The sequence below is a fragment of the Nocardia sp. NPDC049935 genome (assembly GCF_055586645.1).
The window spans coordinates 689276-704290 of the sequence record NZ_JBVJHV010000001.1 but is presented as its reverse complement, the minus strand read 5'-3'; the positions used below and the strand labels follow the sequence as shown (position 1 = coordinate 704290).

At 69.1% G+C, this 15015-nt stretch carries 16 protein-coding genes; all 16 read right to left on the bottom strand.

What is annotated here, in order from left to right:
* Positions 1–20: 20 nt before the first annotated feature.
* Positions 21–1103, bottom strand: coding sequence for a hydrogenase expression/formation protein HypE (hypE, locus tag ACZ6SF_RS03315; protein ID WP_466060349.1), 1083 nt, complete (start codon positions 1101–1103; stop codon positions 21–23).
* Positions 1096–2208 (bottom strand): hydrogenase formation protein HypD, encoded by a 1113-nt coding sequence (gene hypD, locus ACZ6SF_RS03310; RefSeq protein WP_466060347.1) that lies wholly within the window; start codon positions 2206–2208, stop codon positions 1096–1098. Before hypD ends, hypE begins: the two co-directional genes overlap by 8 nt.
* Positions 2205–2579 carry a HypC/HybG/HupF family hydrogenase formation chaperone gene (locus tag ACZ6SF_RS03305; RefSeq protein ID WP_466060345.1) on the bottom strand — a complete coding sequence of 125 codons (375 nt, stop codon included), beginning with the start codon at positions 2577–2579 and terminating at the stop codon, positions 2205–2207. The genes hypD and ACZ6SF_RS03305 overlap by 4 nt, the downstream gene beginning before the upstream one ends.
* An 18-nt stretch (positions 2580–2597) precedes the next feature.
* Positions 2598–4868, bottom strand: coding sequence for a carbamoyltransferase HypF (hypF, locus tag ACZ6SF_RS03300; protein WP_466060344.1), 2271 nt, complete (start codon positions 4866–4868; stop codon positions 2598–2600).
* The gene (locus ACZ6SF_RS03295) at positions 4865–5107 is read right to left on the bottom strand and encodes a HypC/HybG/HupF family hydrogenase formation chaperone (protein WP_466061324.1); all 243 of its coding nucleotides are present in this window, start codon (positions 5105–5107) and stop codon (positions 4865–4867) included. The genes hypF and ACZ6SF_RS03295 overlap by 4 nt, the downstream gene beginning before the upstream one ends.
* Before the next feature lie 2 nt (positions 5108–5109).
* The gene (locus ACZ6SF_RS03290) at positions 5110–5586 is read right to left on the bottom strand and encodes a hydrogenase maturation protease (RefSeq protein ID WP_466060342.1); all 477 of its coding nucleotides are present in this window, start codon (positions 5584–5586) and stop codon (positions 5110–5112) included.
* Position 5587: 1 nt separating this feature from the next.
* Entirely contained in the window at positions 5588–5707 is a 120-nt protein-coding gene (locus ACZ6SF_RS03285; protein WP_466060340.1) for a DUF6893 family small protein, read from the bottom strand.
* Entirely contained in the window at positions 5689–7035 is a 1347-nt protein-coding gene (locus tag ACZ6SF_RS03280; RefSeq protein ID WP_466060338.1) for a hypothetical protein, read from the bottom strand. The genes ACZ6SF_RS03285 and ACZ6SF_RS03280 overlap by 19 nt, the downstream gene beginning before the upstream one ends.
* A complete protein-coding gene (locus ACZ6SF_RS03275; protein WP_466060336.1) occupies positions 7032–7679 on the bottom strand; it encodes a DUF6084 family protein in 648 nt (215 codons plus the stop codon). The genes ACZ6SF_RS03280 and ACZ6SF_RS03275 overlap by 4 nt, the downstream gene beginning before the upstream one ends.
* A complete protein-coding gene (locus ACZ6SF_RS03270; protein ID WP_466060334.1) occupies positions 7676–8305 on the bottom strand; it encodes a DUF5947 family protein in 630 nt (209 codons plus the stop codon). Before ACZ6SF_RS03270 ends, ACZ6SF_RS03275 begins: the two co-directional genes overlap by 4 nt.
* Positions 8302–9210, bottom strand: coding sequence for a NifU family protein (locus tag ACZ6SF_RS03265; protein ID WP_466060332.1), 909 nt, complete (start codon positions 9208–9210; stop codon positions 8302–8304). The genes ACZ6SF_RS03270 and ACZ6SF_RS03265 overlap by 4 nt, the downstream gene beginning before the upstream one ends.
* 33 nt (positions 9211–9243) lie before the next feature.
* The gene (locus tag ACZ6SF_RS03260) at positions 9244–11040 is read right to left on the bottom strand and encodes a nickel-dependent hydrogenase large subunit (RefSeq protein ID WP_466060330.1); all 1797 of its coding nucleotides are present in this window, start codon (positions 11038–11040) and stop codon (positions 9244–9246) included.
* Positions 11041–11051: 11 nt separating this feature from the next.
* Complete coding sequence (locus tag ACZ6SF_RS03255; RefSeq protein ID WP_466060328.1) at positions 11052–12107, bottom strand: NADH-quinone oxidoreductase subunit B family protein; 1056 nt, start codon at positions 12105–12107, stop codon at positions 11052–11054.
* Between the two features lie 82 nt (positions 12108–12189).
* Positions 12190–13026: a hydrogenase nickel incorporation protein HypB gene (hypB, locus tag ACZ6SF_RS03250; protein WP_466060326.1), complete on the bottom strand. Its 837-nt coding sequence runs from the start codon at positions 13024–13026 to the stop codon at positions 12190–12192.
* Complete coding sequence (gene hypA, locus ACZ6SF_RS03245; RefSeq protein WP_466060324.1) at positions 12984–13358, bottom strand: hydrogenase maturation nickel metallochaperone HypA; 375 nt, start codon at positions 13356–13358, stop codon at positions 12984–12986. Before hypA ends, hypB begins: the two co-directional genes overlap by 43 nt.
* Before the next feature lie 167 nt (positions 13359–13525).
* Positions 13526–14989, bottom strand: coding sequence for an MFS transporter (locus ACZ6SF_RS03240; protein WP_466060322.1), 1464 nt, complete (start codon positions 14987–14989; stop codon positions 13526–13528).
* Positions 14990–15015 lie beyond the last annotated feature (26 nt).

Genomic DNA, 15015 nt, shown 5'->3' with positions numbered 1-15015 from the left:
CGGTCCTGGATCACGCCGCGTCAACAGATTCGCGGCAACTGCTCCCCGGCGGGCAGATCGACCACCCGGGTACCGCCGAGGGCGGTCCGCGCCACCACCATTCCCGCATGTTCCTCGACGCAGCGGCCGATCACCGCCGCCCGCGCGCCGAGTGGATGGGCGCGCATCGCCGCCAGGACCCGATCCGCGTCGTCCGGAGGTACGAAGGCGATCAGTTTGCCCTCGTTGGCGACGTACATCGGGTCGAGGCCGAGCAGTCCGCAGGCATCACGCACCCCGGCGGGCACCGGGAGCGCGGTCTCCTCGAGAGTGACCCCGATCCCGGCGGCGCGGGCGATCTCGTTCAAGGTGGCGGCCACTCCGCCCCGGGTCGGATCGCGCAGGGTGTGCACATCGGCCCCGGTGTCCAGCATGGCGGCCACCAGCCCGTGCAGCGGCGCGGTATCGCTGAGTACCGTGGTCCCGAATTCCAGGCCCTCGCGGCAGCTCATCACCGCGATACCGTGCACGCCGATATCACCGCTGACGATCACCACATCATCGGGGCGGGCGCGCTCGGGCCGGATATCGACCTCCTCGCCGAGGAGACCGATACCGGCGGTGTTGACGAAGATCCCGTCCCCGTGCCCCGCGTCGACGACCTTGGTGTCGCCGGTCACCAGGCGCACCCCGGCGGCCGAGGCCGCGGTGCCGACCGCGGCGGCGACACCGGCGATCTCGGACAGCGCGGTGCCCTCCTCGAGGATGAAGGCGGTGGACAGTACCAGCGGGCGGGCACCGGCCATGGCCAGGTCGTTGACGGTCCCGTTCACGGCGAGCTCACCGATCGAACCACCGGGGAAGACGAGTGGTTTCACGACGAAGGAGTCGGTGGAGAAGGCCAGCCGGGAGGCTCCGACCATGAGCACGGCGGAATCGCCCATCCCCGCGTCGGCCGCGGGACCGAACGCCGGCAGGAACAGATGCTCGATCAGTTCCCCCGACATCGCGCCGCCACCGCCGTGGCCCATCACGATATTCGGCGAATCACGTAGCGGCATGGGGCAGACCCACCCGTCCACGTCGATCGTCGCCGGCCCGGTGGTCCCCGTGTCCTCACGCATGGGCCACCTCCGCGGGCTGGTCCAGGCGCCGGTAGAGGTAGTAGGCGGCGCACGCGCCCTCCGAGGACACCATGGTGGCGCCCAGCGGATTGCGCGGTGTGCACTGGGTGCCGAAGGCGGCGCATTCGTTCGGTTTGATCAGACCCTGCAGGACCTCACCCGATCGGCAGATCGCCGATTCCGAGGTGCGCATCTCGCCCACGGAGAAACGGTATTCGGCGTCGTAGTCGCGGTAGCGCGGCGACAGGCGCCAGCCGCTGCCGGGGATCACGCCGATACCGCGCCAGGCCCGGTCGGTGACCTCGAAGACATCGGCCAGCATGGCCTTGGCCGCCGGGTTCCCGGCGTCCGAGACCGCGCGCGGATAGGCGTTCTCCATTTCGTGGCGGCCCGATTCCAGTTGCGCCACCGTGCGGCGGATACCTTCCAGGATGTCCAGCGGCTCGAAGCCCGTCACCACCATCGGCACCTCGTACCGTTGCGCCAACGGCGGATACTCCTGGGTGCCCATCACGGTGCACACGTGCCCGGCCAGCAGGAACGCCTGTACGCGGCACTGCGGCGATTCCATGATGGCGGCGATCGCCGGGGGCACCAGCACATGCGATACCAGCAGCGAGAAATTCTCGATCCCGAGTCGCCGCGCCTGATAGACGGTCATCGCGTTGGCCGGGGCGGTGGTCTCGAAACCGATACCGAAGAAGACGACCTGCCGGTCCGGGTTGGCCTTGGCCAATTCCAGCGCGTCCAAAGGCGAGTAGACCACCCGGACATCACCGCCCTCGCTCTTGACGTGGAACAGATCCTTCTCGCTACCCGGGACGCGGAGCATATCGCCGAACGAGCAGAAGACGACTCCCGGCCGCGCGGCGATCTCGAGCGCCTTGTCGATCACTTCGAGCGGTGTCACGCACACCGGGCACCCCGGGCCGTGGATCATTTCGATCCGGTCCGGCAACAGCTGATCTATCCCGTGCCGGATGATCGAATGCGTCTGCCCGCCACACACTTCCATGATGGCCCAGCGGCGGTCGGTAGTGGCCCGGATTCGGTCGAGAAGACGCCGGGCCAGCTCCGGATCACTGAATTCGTCGAGGTATTTCATAATTGCTCCTCGTGGTCGTCCTGCCGCGTCGCGGTTTCACGGTCACGCTGCCGCGTCGCGGTTTCACGGTCACGCTGCCGCGTCTCCGGGTTCTCCTCGCCCGCCTGGGCGGCCGCGAGGGCGAAACCGTCCGCGAACTCCTCCTTCAGAACACCGAGGTGTTCGAACTCCGCCAGGGTTTCGAGCGCGGATTTCTCGTCCAGCCGCTGGATCGCGAAACCGACGTGTACGACGACGTAATCGCCGATCGCCGCGTCCGGGATGTATTGCAGGCAGACGTCCTTGTGCACGCCGCCGAAATCGACGACCGACATCAGGGTGCCGTCACGCTCCTCGAGGCTGAGCACCTTTCCGGGAACTGCCAGGCACATAGTGTTCCTCCTCTCCGCTCAGCCCGCGGCCGCCGCGAGCACCTGTCCGAACGCGAGGCCGCCGTCGTTGGGCGGCAGTCTGCGATGGGTGAGCACTGTGAATCCGTGGTCGCGCAGCAGTCGCCGGGTGATGGACAGCAGCAGCGCGTTCTGGAAGACCCCGCCCGACAGCGCGACGACCCGGTCCGGCGCCGCGAAGGCCACCGCGGTCTCGAGGACCAGCCGTGCGAGGGCGGCGTGGAAGCGGGCGCCGATCGTCGCCGCCGGTACCCCCGCCGCCGCGTCGGCGACGACCGCAGCGATCACCGGGGCGGGATCGATCGGGGCCGGATCGGCATCGGCGCCGGTCGCGAAGCGGTATACGGCGGCGCCGGGGTCGCCGCGGCGGGCGAGCGCCTCGAGTTCGATGGCGGCCTGCGCCTCGTAGTCCACGATATGGCGTACCCCGGCCAGCGAGGCCACCGCGTCGAACAGCCGCCCGGCGCTGGAGGTCGGGACACAGCCCAGTCCGCTGGTGAGCTGGTGCGCGAGAACCGCGCGCTCGTCTTCCGGACAGGCCGCCACCGAGGCGATATCCGGCGACCAGTCGAGGCCCGCGGCCCACAGGTGCGCGAGCGCCATCCGGTACGGACGGTGCACCGAGGTGTCCCCACCGGCGAGCGGCACATACTTCAGATGGGCCAGGCGCCGGTACCCCTTGTAGCCGGCGGCGAGGATCTCGCCACCCCAGATCGCGCCGTCGGGCCCGAACCCGGTGCCGTCGAAGGCGATACCCAGCACCGTATCGCCGGCCCCGAGCCCGTGCTCGCCCATGACGGCGGCGATATGCGCGTGATGATGCTGAACCGTACGGACCGGGCGATCGCCCGCGTGCCGGCGGGCCCACTCCGTAGAGCGGTAGCCGGGGTGCCCATCCGCGACGAGCTGGGTGGGCCGCACCCCGGTCAGCTCCTCGAGGTGCTGTTCGGTCGCCCCGAAAGCGCGCAACGTCGCCAGATCATCCATATCGCCGACGTGCTGGCTCAGCCACGCGTAGCGGCCCTCGGCGACGGCGCAGACGTTCTTCAGATCGGCGCCGACGGCCAGGGTCGGCGGGGCCGGCGCCGGGAGCGCGAGCGGCAGCGGCGCGTAGCCGCGCGAGCGCCGGACCGGGGATTCGATACCGTCGACCAGCCGGACCACCGAATCGTCGCAGGGCACCAGGATGCGACGGTCATGCCACAGCCACCCGTCGGCCAGGCCGGCGAGACGCTCGCGGGCGTCCGCGTCGTCGAAGCAGATCGGTTCGCTGCTGCGATTACCCGAGGTCATCACCAGCACGTCCGGGCCGGGCGGATCATCGGGGAGGCCGAACAGCAGGGTATGCAGCGGGGTATAGGCCAGCAGCACACCGAGATCGGGGTTGTTCGGCGCGACGGCCGCGGCCGTCCGCCCGCCCGATCGGGGCAGCAGCACGATCGGACGCTGCGGTCCGGTGAGCAGTCCGGCCGCCGCGGCGTCGACGACGGCGATCTCCCGCGCGCGGGGCAGGTCCGGCACCATCACGGCGAATGGTTTGCCGCCCCGGCGCTTGCGGCGCCGCAGTTCGGTCACCGCGGCGGAATCGGACGCATCGCAGGCCAGGTGGTAGCCGCCGACCCCCTTCACCGCCAGGATTCCGCCCGATCGCAGCAGGGCGCGGGCCGCGGCGAGCGGATCGCCGGTGCCCGGCCCGGTGTAGAACAGGCGGGGACCGCAGTCGGGGCAGGCGATGGGCTGGGCGTGGAAACGACGGTCGGCGGGGTCGTGGTATTCGCGTGCGCAGCGGTCGCACATCGGGAAATCGGCCATCGAGGTGTTGGCCCGGTCGTAGGGAAGGGCGGCGATGATGGTGAACCGGGGTCCGCAGTTGGTGCAGTTCACGAACGGGTGGCGATAGCGCCGGTCGCCGGGGTCGCGTAACTCCGCGGCGCAGTCGGCGCAGACGGCGATATCGGGTGAGGCGAGCGTGCGCCCGCCCCCGCGCGTGGTGCCGGCGATCTCGAACCCGGTCCCGCCCCGGACCGGGATCTCGGTGCGCTCCACCGATTCGATCACCGCCAGCGGCGGCGGCGAGCAGCGCAGCCGCCGTTCGAATTCGTCGAGATCGGCCGGCGCGCCCTCGGTTTCGACGAATACTCCGCTGCTGTCGTTGGACACCCTCCCGCTCAATGCCAGTTCGGCCGCGGTGGTGTAGACGAAGGGCCGGAAGCCCACGCCCTGCACCACACCGCGTACCACGAGGCGCCGCCGCGCCCGGCCCCCGGTCACGGCCCGTCGCCCCGGCCCAGGACGCGCAGACCGGCGAGCGCCGCGTCCGCGCCGGCCGCATCGGTTTTCTCGACCACGAACCCCATATGGATGATCACCCAGTCGCCGGGTCGCGCCGGGTCGTCCTCGAGCAGGCCGATATTGACCCGGCGCTGCTGCCCGGCGACATCCACCAGCGCGATCTGGCCGTGGTAGCCGTCGGGTATCTCGACGACCCGGCCGGGAATACCGAGGCACATCGTCACACCTCCTGCTTCGTCCGCAGCAGATCCGCCACCACGCGTTCTACGGCGCGCGCCGCCGGCGCGACCGCCGCCGCCACCGGTGCGGACAGTCCGATCCGCTCCCCCACCGACTCGACCTGGCATCCGACGACCACCGTCGGCGGCAGGGCGCCGCCCAGCGCCCGGACACTCGCGAACACGGCGGCCGGATCCATGGCGTGCGCGTCCAGTCCGGCGGGCCCGTCGTCACCCGGGTCGGCGCGCGACACCTCGACCTGTCCCGGCGCGCCGCGGCCGGGGATCGCGTCGACCAGCACCAGCGCATCCCAGCCGTCGAGCAGGTCGTAGGCCAGATGCATACCGCGGATACCGTAGTCGACCACCCGTACCCGCGGATCCGCGTCGAAACGCAGTCCGCGCACGGTTTCGGAACCGAATCCGTCGTCGCCGAGGAAGATATTGCCGATCCCGGCGACCAGTACCCGACCGGTCATCTCACATATGGCGGATCCGGAGATACCGGCGCATATCCGGGACGGACCGGATCCCGATGTACACGCCGATCGCCGCCACCAGCGCGGCGGCCCCGGTCGCGATCATTCCGACGGTTGCCATGGCAGACCTTCCTTTCCCTCGAGGGGTTCGAGTTCGTCGGGTGCGAAGTACAGATAGCGGCCGAACCATTCGTGCAGGTCCGCCGCGGGGTCGTCGTCCAGGACGACGCCGACGTAGGTCTGCCCCTCGACATCGGAGTGAACCGAGACGACCCGGGCCGACCGCCCGTCGGTGAACAGATCCTGTGCGTCGGCCCGGCGCGACGGGTGCAACCGGACCCGGCTCCCGTTGCGCACCGGCACTCCCGCCACCGGTACGGCGTCACTGTCCGGCCGCACCGCGCCGTCGGCCGCCGGGTCCCACCAGTCGAGGCCCTCCGGAACGTCGGGGACGGGGCGCGTCCGGCCGGCATCCGGGTCCCGCAGCACGCCGTGCAGTCGCCGCATCTCCTCGGGTGTCACGGCGTCGCAGCGGTCGATGATATCGGCGGCTCGGGTATCGGTGGCGCGGGCGCGGGCCTTCTCCTCCTCGGTCATGGTCAGAACGCGCAGGGTCAGGATTTCGTCGATCTCGGTGGCATCGAACAGATCGCCCGCGCTCTGCTCCGCGATCTCGGGGTGGTCGTACAGGATGATCGGCGAGATCAGCAGCAGGCTGTGATCGCCGGGAGGTCCGGCCAGCACCGGAAAGCACCGGTGCCGTCGGCAGCGTTCGACGGCGGGCGCGGCCCGCGGCGGCGGGTCCAGCGCGGAAACGAACTGTCCCCCGGTGATTTCCACGAGCAGGTGGGCGCCGATGAGCGATGTGGCGATCGCGTCCCGGGCGCCGGTGGCGGGGGCGGCGGTATTGCGGACCCCGGCCGTGATCCGCAGCAACCGGCCGTCGCGAACGACGGCGAGGTCGAGTTCGGCCGCGAGCGGCTGCCGGGTTCGGACCAGGGCGCCGGCCACCTGCCCGGTATCGCCGGTGAGGTCCTCGGTCTCGGAACCACCGGGCACCGCCACGGCCCGGACGAGGCGGCCCGGCGCCACCGGACCGGTGACGATCTCCTGGGTGACGGCCTCGTCCCAGGTCAGCCAGGAGGATCCGCCGAGAGACAGTTCGGCACGCGGCCGGCCCGCACCGTCGCGCACCTGGCGGCGCTGCAGCTGGAGGAATCGCAGGGTCCAGGTCAGCATGGGGGACGCGCCGGGATCGACCACGAACTCCGCCGACATGGCCGGCTCCTCGCCGTACCCGGATTCCGCCGCACCTTCCGGACCCAGCACGCCGAACTGCCACCGCGACAGGTTCTTCCGGGCGTCCGCCCGGTAGGGGTACAGCAGATAGCCCTCGTAGAGGACCGCGTCGGCGACGGCGCGGGCCCGGGCGAGCGGGGTGGTGGTCACGGCGAATTCCCGGCGCGGGCGAGCAGCAGGGTCACGGCGTCGTCGAGTCCGAGCAGACCGTGCCCGGATTTGAAGGCGGCCAGCGCGTCCAGGGTGTCGCGGTGCAGGCGCAGCCAGCCGGTGTTCGGGAAGTGCGCGGCCATCAGGTCCGACCAGACCGAGACCGGCATATCGAAGGTGTCCTCCCGATCCCAGGGGATCTGCTGGATCGCGAACCCGGTAGTGCCCTTGATGAAGACCGTGCCGCTGAACAGGAACAACAGGGGTACGGTGCCCTCCCGTAGCGCGTGCAGATACTTCGAACCGGTCACCTCGAAGTCGTAGGTGCACGGCATCGGCATCTCCACCTCGGCACCCCCGGAGAACCCGGGAACCATGGTGGCGCAATGCATCCAGACGAACGAGCGCTGGGTATCCGGCCAGCGGTCACGGGCCCCGAACAGATCGGTCAGTCCCGCGCTCTCCTCGTCGGAGTAGCGGCGGCGCGAGGGCTGGATCCGCACCTGGGCACGCAGAGCGACCGCGTGGATGGGCTCCTCGGCGAGGGCGGCGATACCTATCCGCGCGGTCAGGATGGGGGCCACCGCGTACGGCTCCGGCTTGATCTCCAGCACCGCGAAGGTCGTCGAATGGACCGGGCTCACTGCGCACCTCCCGCCCGCGCCGACACCGTCTCGAAGAATTCGTCCAGGTAGCGGCGCACCTCCGGCCCGCCGTCGAACCCGCGCCACAGCAGCCGCATCCGGCCGACGAATTCGTAACAGGCGTCGATCGGGAGCAACAGGCAGCTCGCGGCCGCGGTGCCGTGCTCCGGCACCCGGATCAGCAGCGCTTCGACATCGGCCGCCAGGGTGTCCAGCTCCGGATGCCGGTCCAGAATCGCCTGCCAGTGCGCCAGCGGTAGTTCCGATTCGGTCGCACCCGCCGGTCCCGGATAGAACGCCACCGTCCGGCCCAGCGCGGAGTTCCGGAAGAAGAACGCCAGGCCCACCGGTATCTCCAACGCGTCCCATTCCCCCTGGGAGATCGTGAAATCGGGGAAGGCCCGGTAGCGGTCGGGCACGGCCCGGTAGCGCAGGACCGCGTCCTGATCGGAGAACAGCAGGTAGCAGGGGCGGCAGACGCACATCAGCTGCCTGCCTTCGATATTCACCACGTGCTGGTGCTCACCCCCGATCGGCTCGGCACACATCTCGCACCGTTCACCGGGCCGCGCGGCGGGCGGAGGTCCGGTGGCGATCCGGCGCAGCACGCCGAACGAGGTGTTCACCCGTGCACCCCTACCGGTACGGCCACCGACAGCTCACCCGCCCGCACGAGGACCGGGAGCGGTTCGAGATGCCCCTCACCGTCGATGCGGGCACCGGCCCGGATGACGTCGAAATGGGCGCGGCAGGTCGGGCAGCGCAGGACGGCATCACCGGCCGAGCCGCCCGGCCGGCGATGCAGGACGGCGCCCGCCAGCGACCGCACGCAGACGGGGCAGATATCCCGGTAGGCGAAGACATCCGAACCCACCCGGCACGCCAGCACTCCGAGACCGGCGACATCGAAACCGCCCACCTCGCCCGGAGCCAGGTCGGCCAGTGCGGGCACGGGCACCCAGGTACCGGTCTCCGCACCGGCGCGCACCCGGGAGAACAGCGAATCGGCGGGTATCGGTTCTGCCTGCGGCGCGGTCTCGGCGACCACTTCGATCGCCTCGATCTCCGGCGCCGCGGCGCGGACCGCGTCCTGGACGGCCAGCTCCAGGGTCACCGACGAGGACGGGCAACCCCGGCAGCTGCCGGTCAGTTCCAGGCGGACCACCCCGTCATCGACACTCACCAGGTCGACATCGCCGCCGTGCGATCCGAGATAGGGCCGCACACTGTCCAGTGCCGTCCGCACCCGGGTTTCCACCTCGTCGGGGTGCAGGCCGTGCACCACCAGCAGGCTGCCGACCAGATCGTCGCGGGCCAGCCGTGCCAGTGTGTCGGCATCGACCAGATCCACCATCCGCGCCAGCCCGGCGCCGTACAGGTCGACCACCTCGCGAACCAGCTGTTCGGCGCGTTCACGAGCCGCGGCGCCGCCCGCCGAGGTGGCCTCGAGCAGTGTCTCTATCCGGTCACCCGCCGCCCGCCGGTGCTGCTCGGCAGGCGCCGGGTGGTCGTCTACCGGCGAAACGTCCACAGCCGGCCTCCCGTCGCTGTTCCGGTCCGTCTCTCACTCCGGGGTGAGCGCCTGGGTCGGTGAGTGCAGTTTCTGCAGGGTCTGCCCCTTGCCGAGATACATGTGCACACCGCACGGCAGACAGGGGTCGAAACTGCGCACCGTGCGCATGATGTCGATGCCCTTGAAATGCTCGCGGTCGTTCTCCTCGAAGATCGGCTGCCCCTGGACCGCGTCCTCGTACGGGCCCGGCGTGCCGTACCCGTCGCGCGGACTGGCGTTCCACGGGGTCGGCGGATAGGGGTGATAGTTCGCGATCTTGCCGTCGCGGATGACCATATGGTGCGACAGCACACCGCGCACCGCCTCGGTGAATCCGCAGCCGATCCCCTCGTCGGGTACCTCGAACTCCTGCCAGGTCTTGGTGTTGCCGGCCCGGATCTGCGCGAGGGCCTGCTCGGCGAAATGCAGGGCGCAGGCCGCCGCGTAGGCCTGGAAGTAGGTGCGGGCCCGGTCGCGTTCGATGGTGTTGCTGCCGTGCGCGGGGATCGTCCACTCCAGCGTCACCGGCCCGGCCAGCGCGGTTTTGGGCAGGTTGATCTCCACACCGCGACCGGTCGATTTCACATAGCCGATATCGACCAGACCCGCCAGCGCCGTGGCCCACAGCCGCGCCAGCGGACCGCCGCCGGTATCCAGCGCGAGATGGTCGGTGCCGTCGAACCAGCGCGGTGACATCACCCAGCTGTACTTGTCCTCGAGGTCGCGTTTCTGCGGTTTCGGGTTGGTGTGCTGGTTCCAGGGGTGCCGCCGGTCCACCGGGTTGCCCAGCGGGTCGGTTGTCACGAACATCTCCTGGTCGGTCCAGTCCTCGTAGTACGAACTCCCGAGCAGGATGCGCAGGCCGAGGTTGATGTCGACCAGGGAGGTGGTGACCAGTTCACCGTCCACCACCACGCCCGGGGTGACGAACATCCTGCGGCCCCATTCCTCCATATCCGCATAGGAGAAGTTGCAGAATTCTGGATCCTGGAAGGACCCCCAGCAGCCGAGCAGGGTGCGGCGCAGGCCGACCTTCTCGTACCCCGGTATCGCCTCGTAGAAGAAGTCGAACAGATCGTCGTGCATCGGGACGACCTTCTTCATGAACTCGACGTAGCGCATCAGTCGCGTCATGTAGTCGGTCATCAGTTGTACCGTCGCCACCGTCCCCGGACCGCCCGGGTACAGCGTCGAGGGATGCACATGCCGGCCCTCCATCAGGCAGAACATCTCGCGGGTGTATCGGCTGACCTGCAGTGCCTCCCGGTAGAACTCGCCGGTGAACGGATTGAGGGCGCGCATGATGTCGGCGACGGTCTTATAACCGTGGGCCTCGGTATGGGGAGCTTCGGTGCGCTCGGCCAGGGCCAGGACGCCGGGATTGGTCTCGGCGACCATCTTCTCGCAGAAGTCCACACCGACCAGGTTCTCCTGGAAGATGTTGTGGTCGAACATGTACTCGGCGGCCTCGCCGAGATTGATGATCCATTCACCCAGATGCGGCGGCTGCACGCCGTAGGCCATGTTCTGGCAGTAGCAGGAACACGTCGCGTGGTTGTCACCGCAGATACCGCAGATCCGGCTGGTGATGAAGTGGGCGTCGCGCGGATCCTTACCGCGCATGAACACGGAGTAGCCGCGGAAGATGGAGGAGGTGCTGTGACACTCGACCACCTCCTGGTTCGCGAAGTCGATCTTGGTGTAGATACCGAGGCTGCCGACGATACGAGTGATCGGATCCCATGCCATCTCGACGAGGCTGTCGGGTTCGATCGTCCGGTGCGACGGCTCGGGGATGATCTGAGTCATCGGAGCTCCTCCTACCAGGTACGGGTCGCGCCCGTTTCGAGCTTGTCGCCGCGGCGCCGCCAGCGCGGCTCCTTGTCCACGGTGCGGCCGGTGATGTGCCGGAGGCTGCGGACCACCGATCCGTAGAGTCCCGAGGCGGTGGACGACAATTTGCCGCCGGGCGGTTCATCCATGAACGGCATGAATTTGTCCGGGAAGCCGGGCATCGTGCAGCCGATGCAGATACCGCCCACATTCGGGCAGCCGCCCACGCCGTTGATCCAGCCGCGTTTGGGCACATTGCATTTGACCACCGGACCCCAGCAACCGAGTTTCACAATGCATTTCGGCGACCCGTATTCGGTGGCGAAATCGCCCTCCTCGTAGTATCCCGCGCGGTCGCAGCCCTCGTGCACGGTCGCGCCGAACAGCCAGGTGGGTCGTAATGCCTCGTCGAGCGGGATCATGGGAGCCTGGCCGGTGGCCATGTAGAGGAGGTAGGTGAGCGTTTCCGACAGGTTGTCCGGGTGGATGGGGCAACCGGGGACACACACGATCGGGATATCGGCTTTGCTCTTCCACCCCCAGCCGAGATAGTCGGGCACCCCCATCGCGCCGGTGGGATTACCGGCCATCGCGTGGATACCGCCGTAGGTCGCGCAGGTGCCGACCGCGACGACAGCGGTGGCCTTCGGGGCGAGGCGGTCCAGCCAGGCGCTGGTGGTCATGGGCTGGTCGGTCGCGGGATCGTTGCCGAACCCGCACCAGTAGCCCTCCTCGTGCAATCGTTCGTTGGGAATGGAGCCCTCGACCACGAGGACGAAGGGTTCGAGTTCACCGCGGTCGGCGCGGAAGAACCATTCGAGGAAATCGTCGGCTCCCCCGGTGGGGCCGCATTCGAAGTCGATGAGCGGCCAGTGCACGGCCACTTTCGGTAGACCTGGTAACGCGCCGAGGGCGATTTCCTCGACACTGGGCTGGGTGGCGGCGGTCAACGCCACCGAATCGCCATCGCAACTGAGTCCGGCGTTGATCCACAGCACGTGGATCAACGTTTCTTCAGCTCGGACCGCTTCCTGGGTTGGCATGCGCTGCCACCTTCCGGAGTCGAAGCGGAGGCTGACCGTTCCGGCTCGTATCTCACGGATTTGTGACGTCGATCACAACAGTCTAGACGGGGCCGATCGCACCCTCAAGACCGGCCGCGACAGCCCGGCGCTGCGCGCCGAGCCACTCGTACCAGCGGTCGAGCCCCGCACCCGCGGTGACCGATATCGACAGGATCTCCACCCCCGGATTCACCGCGCGGGCGTACTCGGTGAAGGCGGCGAGATCGAAATCCACATACGGCAGCAGATCCGTCTTGTTCACCAGCACCAGGCCGGCGGCCGCGAACATATGCGGGTATTTCAGCGGTTTGTCGGTCCCCTCGGTCACCGAGATCATCACGACCTTGCGGCGCTCCCCCAGATCGAACAGTGCCGGGCAGACGAGGTTGCCGACATTCTCGACGAACAGCACGGTGCCGGGCCGCGGATCCAGCGCATCCAGCGCGCGGCGCGTCATCTCCGCGTCGAGGTGACAGCCGGCACCGGTATTGACCTGCACGGATCGAGCGCCCGTCGCGGCGATCCGCTCCGCGTCCAGCAGGGTCTCCTGATCGCCCTCGATCACCGCGATCGGGGTGTCGGGCAGTTCGCGGATGGTCCGCTCGAGGAGCGTGGTCTTACCCGCACCCGGCGAACTGGTCATGTTCAGCGCCAGAATTCCGCGATCGTGCAGCCACTCGCGGTTGTGCTGTGCGAGATGATCGTTCTTGGCCAGCACCCGCTGCTCCAGCGATACCGTCTCGGTCAGCGGCGGATGTCCGTGATCACCGTGCTCGTGCGAGTGGTCGTGATCATGCGGGTGATCGTGATCGTGCGGATGGTCGTGGCGTGCCGGGCCGTCGCGCCCGATGACGGTCACGCCCGCCGTGTCCTTCCCGCATCCGCAGGTTGCGCACATTCCCGGCTCACTTCCATCGATCGGATTCGGAGTTCCCGGCCCGCCCTGATCTCCACATCGGCACTTCCACACCGGCAGAGCAGGATCAGATCGGTCATGCTGAAGTCCGCACCGCAGGTGCGGCAGTGCGCCGCGCCCGGGACGGACCGCAGGTCCAGACTCGCGCCTTCCGCGAGCGTCCCCTCGGCGGCCAGTTCGAAACAGAAGCGCATCGCGTCCGGCACCACCGCGGTCAGAACGCCCACCTCGACCGTCACACGATGTACCCGCCGACCGGCCGCGTGCTCGCATACGGCGTCGACGACACTCTGTGTCAGGGCGAGTTCGTGCATCTCATCTCGACTCGTCGACGAACGACTGTGATGCTACTCCCGATACCGATCGGCTATAAGAGGGAAACCCTCGCCAGCGTGTCAGTGACCGCGCAGATCTCCGGCCCCGATCCGGAGTTCCCCGAAGCGTCCGGCCGGGAGCAGCCGATCCGTGCCACCCGGCACCCTCAGCGGGAGCCGCCGGCGGTATCGGGAACGGGCGAAACCGCAGGCCCCCCGACCCCGCACTGCGGCAGACAGTCGATATGCCCCAGATCGGGCGCGCGGCGCGGCGGCCGCAGCAGAACGGCGGACAGCAGTGAACCGGTGACCAGCAACCCCGCACAGATCCACATCGCGACCGTGAACCCGGCGTCCAGGGCGGCCGGATCGTCCAGAGCCCCGGAGATACCGGCCAGCCCCGGTAACGCGGCCACCGCGAGCAGTTGCGCGGTCCGGGCGACGGCGTTGTTCACCCCGGAGGCGATCCCCGCCTCACTCGCGGGCACCGCACCGAGTACCGCGCCGGTGAGCGGGGCCACCAGTACCGACAGCCCGAGCCCGAAGACCAGGACACCCGGCAGCACATCGGCCACGTAGGACGCGTCCGGTCCGATACGCAGCAGCAGCACCAGCCCACTCGCGGCGAGAAGCGGCCCGCCGGTCATCGGCAGCCGGGGCCCGTGCCGCTGCGCCCACCGGCCCGACGGCGCGGAGAGCAGCAGCATCAGCAGGGTCAACGGCACGGTGGCGACGCCGGCCTGCAACGGCGAATAGCCCGCCACCACCTGGAGTTGCAGGACCAGCAGGAAGAACGCTCCGCCCAGCGCGGCGTAGACCGCGAGAGTGACCAGATTGGCCGCGGTGAACACCCGCGAGGCGAACAACGAGGGCGACACCAGCGGATGATCGCTACGCAGTTCGATCACCACGAACGCGGCGAGCAGCAGCAGTCCGGCGACCACGAGCAGCGCGGTGCCCTCGATCAGTCCCAGCGTGAGCGCGCCGAGCGCGATCGCGACGACCAGCGCACCCGGCAGATCGAGCCGGGTGGCGGCATTCGGATCACGGCTCTCCGGCACATGCCGCAGCGACACCAGCACCACGACCAGCACCAGCGGCACATTGATGAAGAAGATCGAACGCCAGCCCGCCACCTCGATCAGCCAGCCCCCGAGAAACGGGCCCAGCGCGCCCGACACCCCGCCGAACCCCGACCACAGCCCGATGGCCGCGCCCTGATCGCGGTGATCGATCGAGGAGGAGATCAGGGCCAGGCTGCCCGGTGTGAGCATCGCGCCCGCCACCCCCTGCAGCACCCGCGCGACCACCAGCATCTCGATATTCATCGCCGCCCCGCACAGCAGGGAGGTCGCCGCGAACCCCACCGCACCGGTGAGGAATACCCGGCGCCGGCCGAACCGGTCGCCGAACGAACCGCCGAGCAGGATGAACGACGCGAGCGTGAGGGTGTAGCCGTTGAGCGTCCACTGCAACCCCGCCACATCGGTGTCCAGCACTTCGCCGATCCGGGGCAGCGCGATATTGACGACGGTCGCGTCCAGCGACGCCACCGACGATCCCAGGACGGTGGCCAGCACGATCCAGCGGCCGGTGGCCGTGCCGAGCCGGGGCAGCTCCGTGGTGCTCACCCCAACGCACTGTACGGATCCGGGCG

Excerpts from the sequence above, each read along its gene's own strand:
- ACZ6SF_RS03305 (WP_466060345.1), bottom strand. The coding sequence starts at position 2,579 with ATGTGCCTGGCAGTTCCCGGAAAGGTGCTCAGCCTCGAGGAGCGTGAC.
- ACZ6SF_RS03295 (WP_466061324.1), bottom strand. The coding sequence starts at position 5,107 with ATGTGCCTCGGTATTCCCGGCCGGGTCGTCGAGATACCCGACGGCTAC.
- hypD (WP_466060347.1), bottom strand. The coding sequence starts at position 2,208 with ATGAAATACCTCGACGAATTCAGTGATCCGGAGCTGGCCCGGCGTCTT.
- ACZ6SF_RS03290 (WP_466060342.1), bottom strand. The coding sequence starts at position 5,586 with ATGACCGGTCGGGTACTGGTCGCCGGGATCGGCAATATCTTCCTCGGC.
- hypB (WP_466060326.1), bottom strand. The coding sequence starts at position 13,026 with ATGTGCGCAACCTGCGGATGCGGGAAGGACACGGCGGGCGTGACCGTC.
- ACZ6SF_RS03260 (WP_466060330.1), bottom strand. The coding sequence starts at position 11,040 with ATGACTCAGATCATCCCCGAGCCGTCGCACCGGACGATCGAACCCGAC.
- ACZ6SF_RS03255 (WP_466060328.1), bottom strand. The coding sequence starts at position 12,107 with ATGCCAACCCAGGAAGCGGTCCGAGCTGAAGAAACGTTGATCCACGTG.
- hypE (WP_466060349.1), bottom strand. The coding sequence starts at position 1,103 with ATGCGTGAGGACACGGGGACCACCGGGCCGGCGACGATCGACGTGGAC.
- hypA (WP_466060324.1), bottom strand. The coding sequence starts at position 13,358 with ATGCACGAACTCGCCCTGACACAGAGTGTCGTCGACGCCGTATGCGAG.
- ACZ6SF_RS03285 (WP_466060340.1), bottom strand. The coding sequence starts at position 5,707 with ATGGCAACCGTCGGAATGATCGCGACCGGGGCCGCCGCGCTGGTGGCG.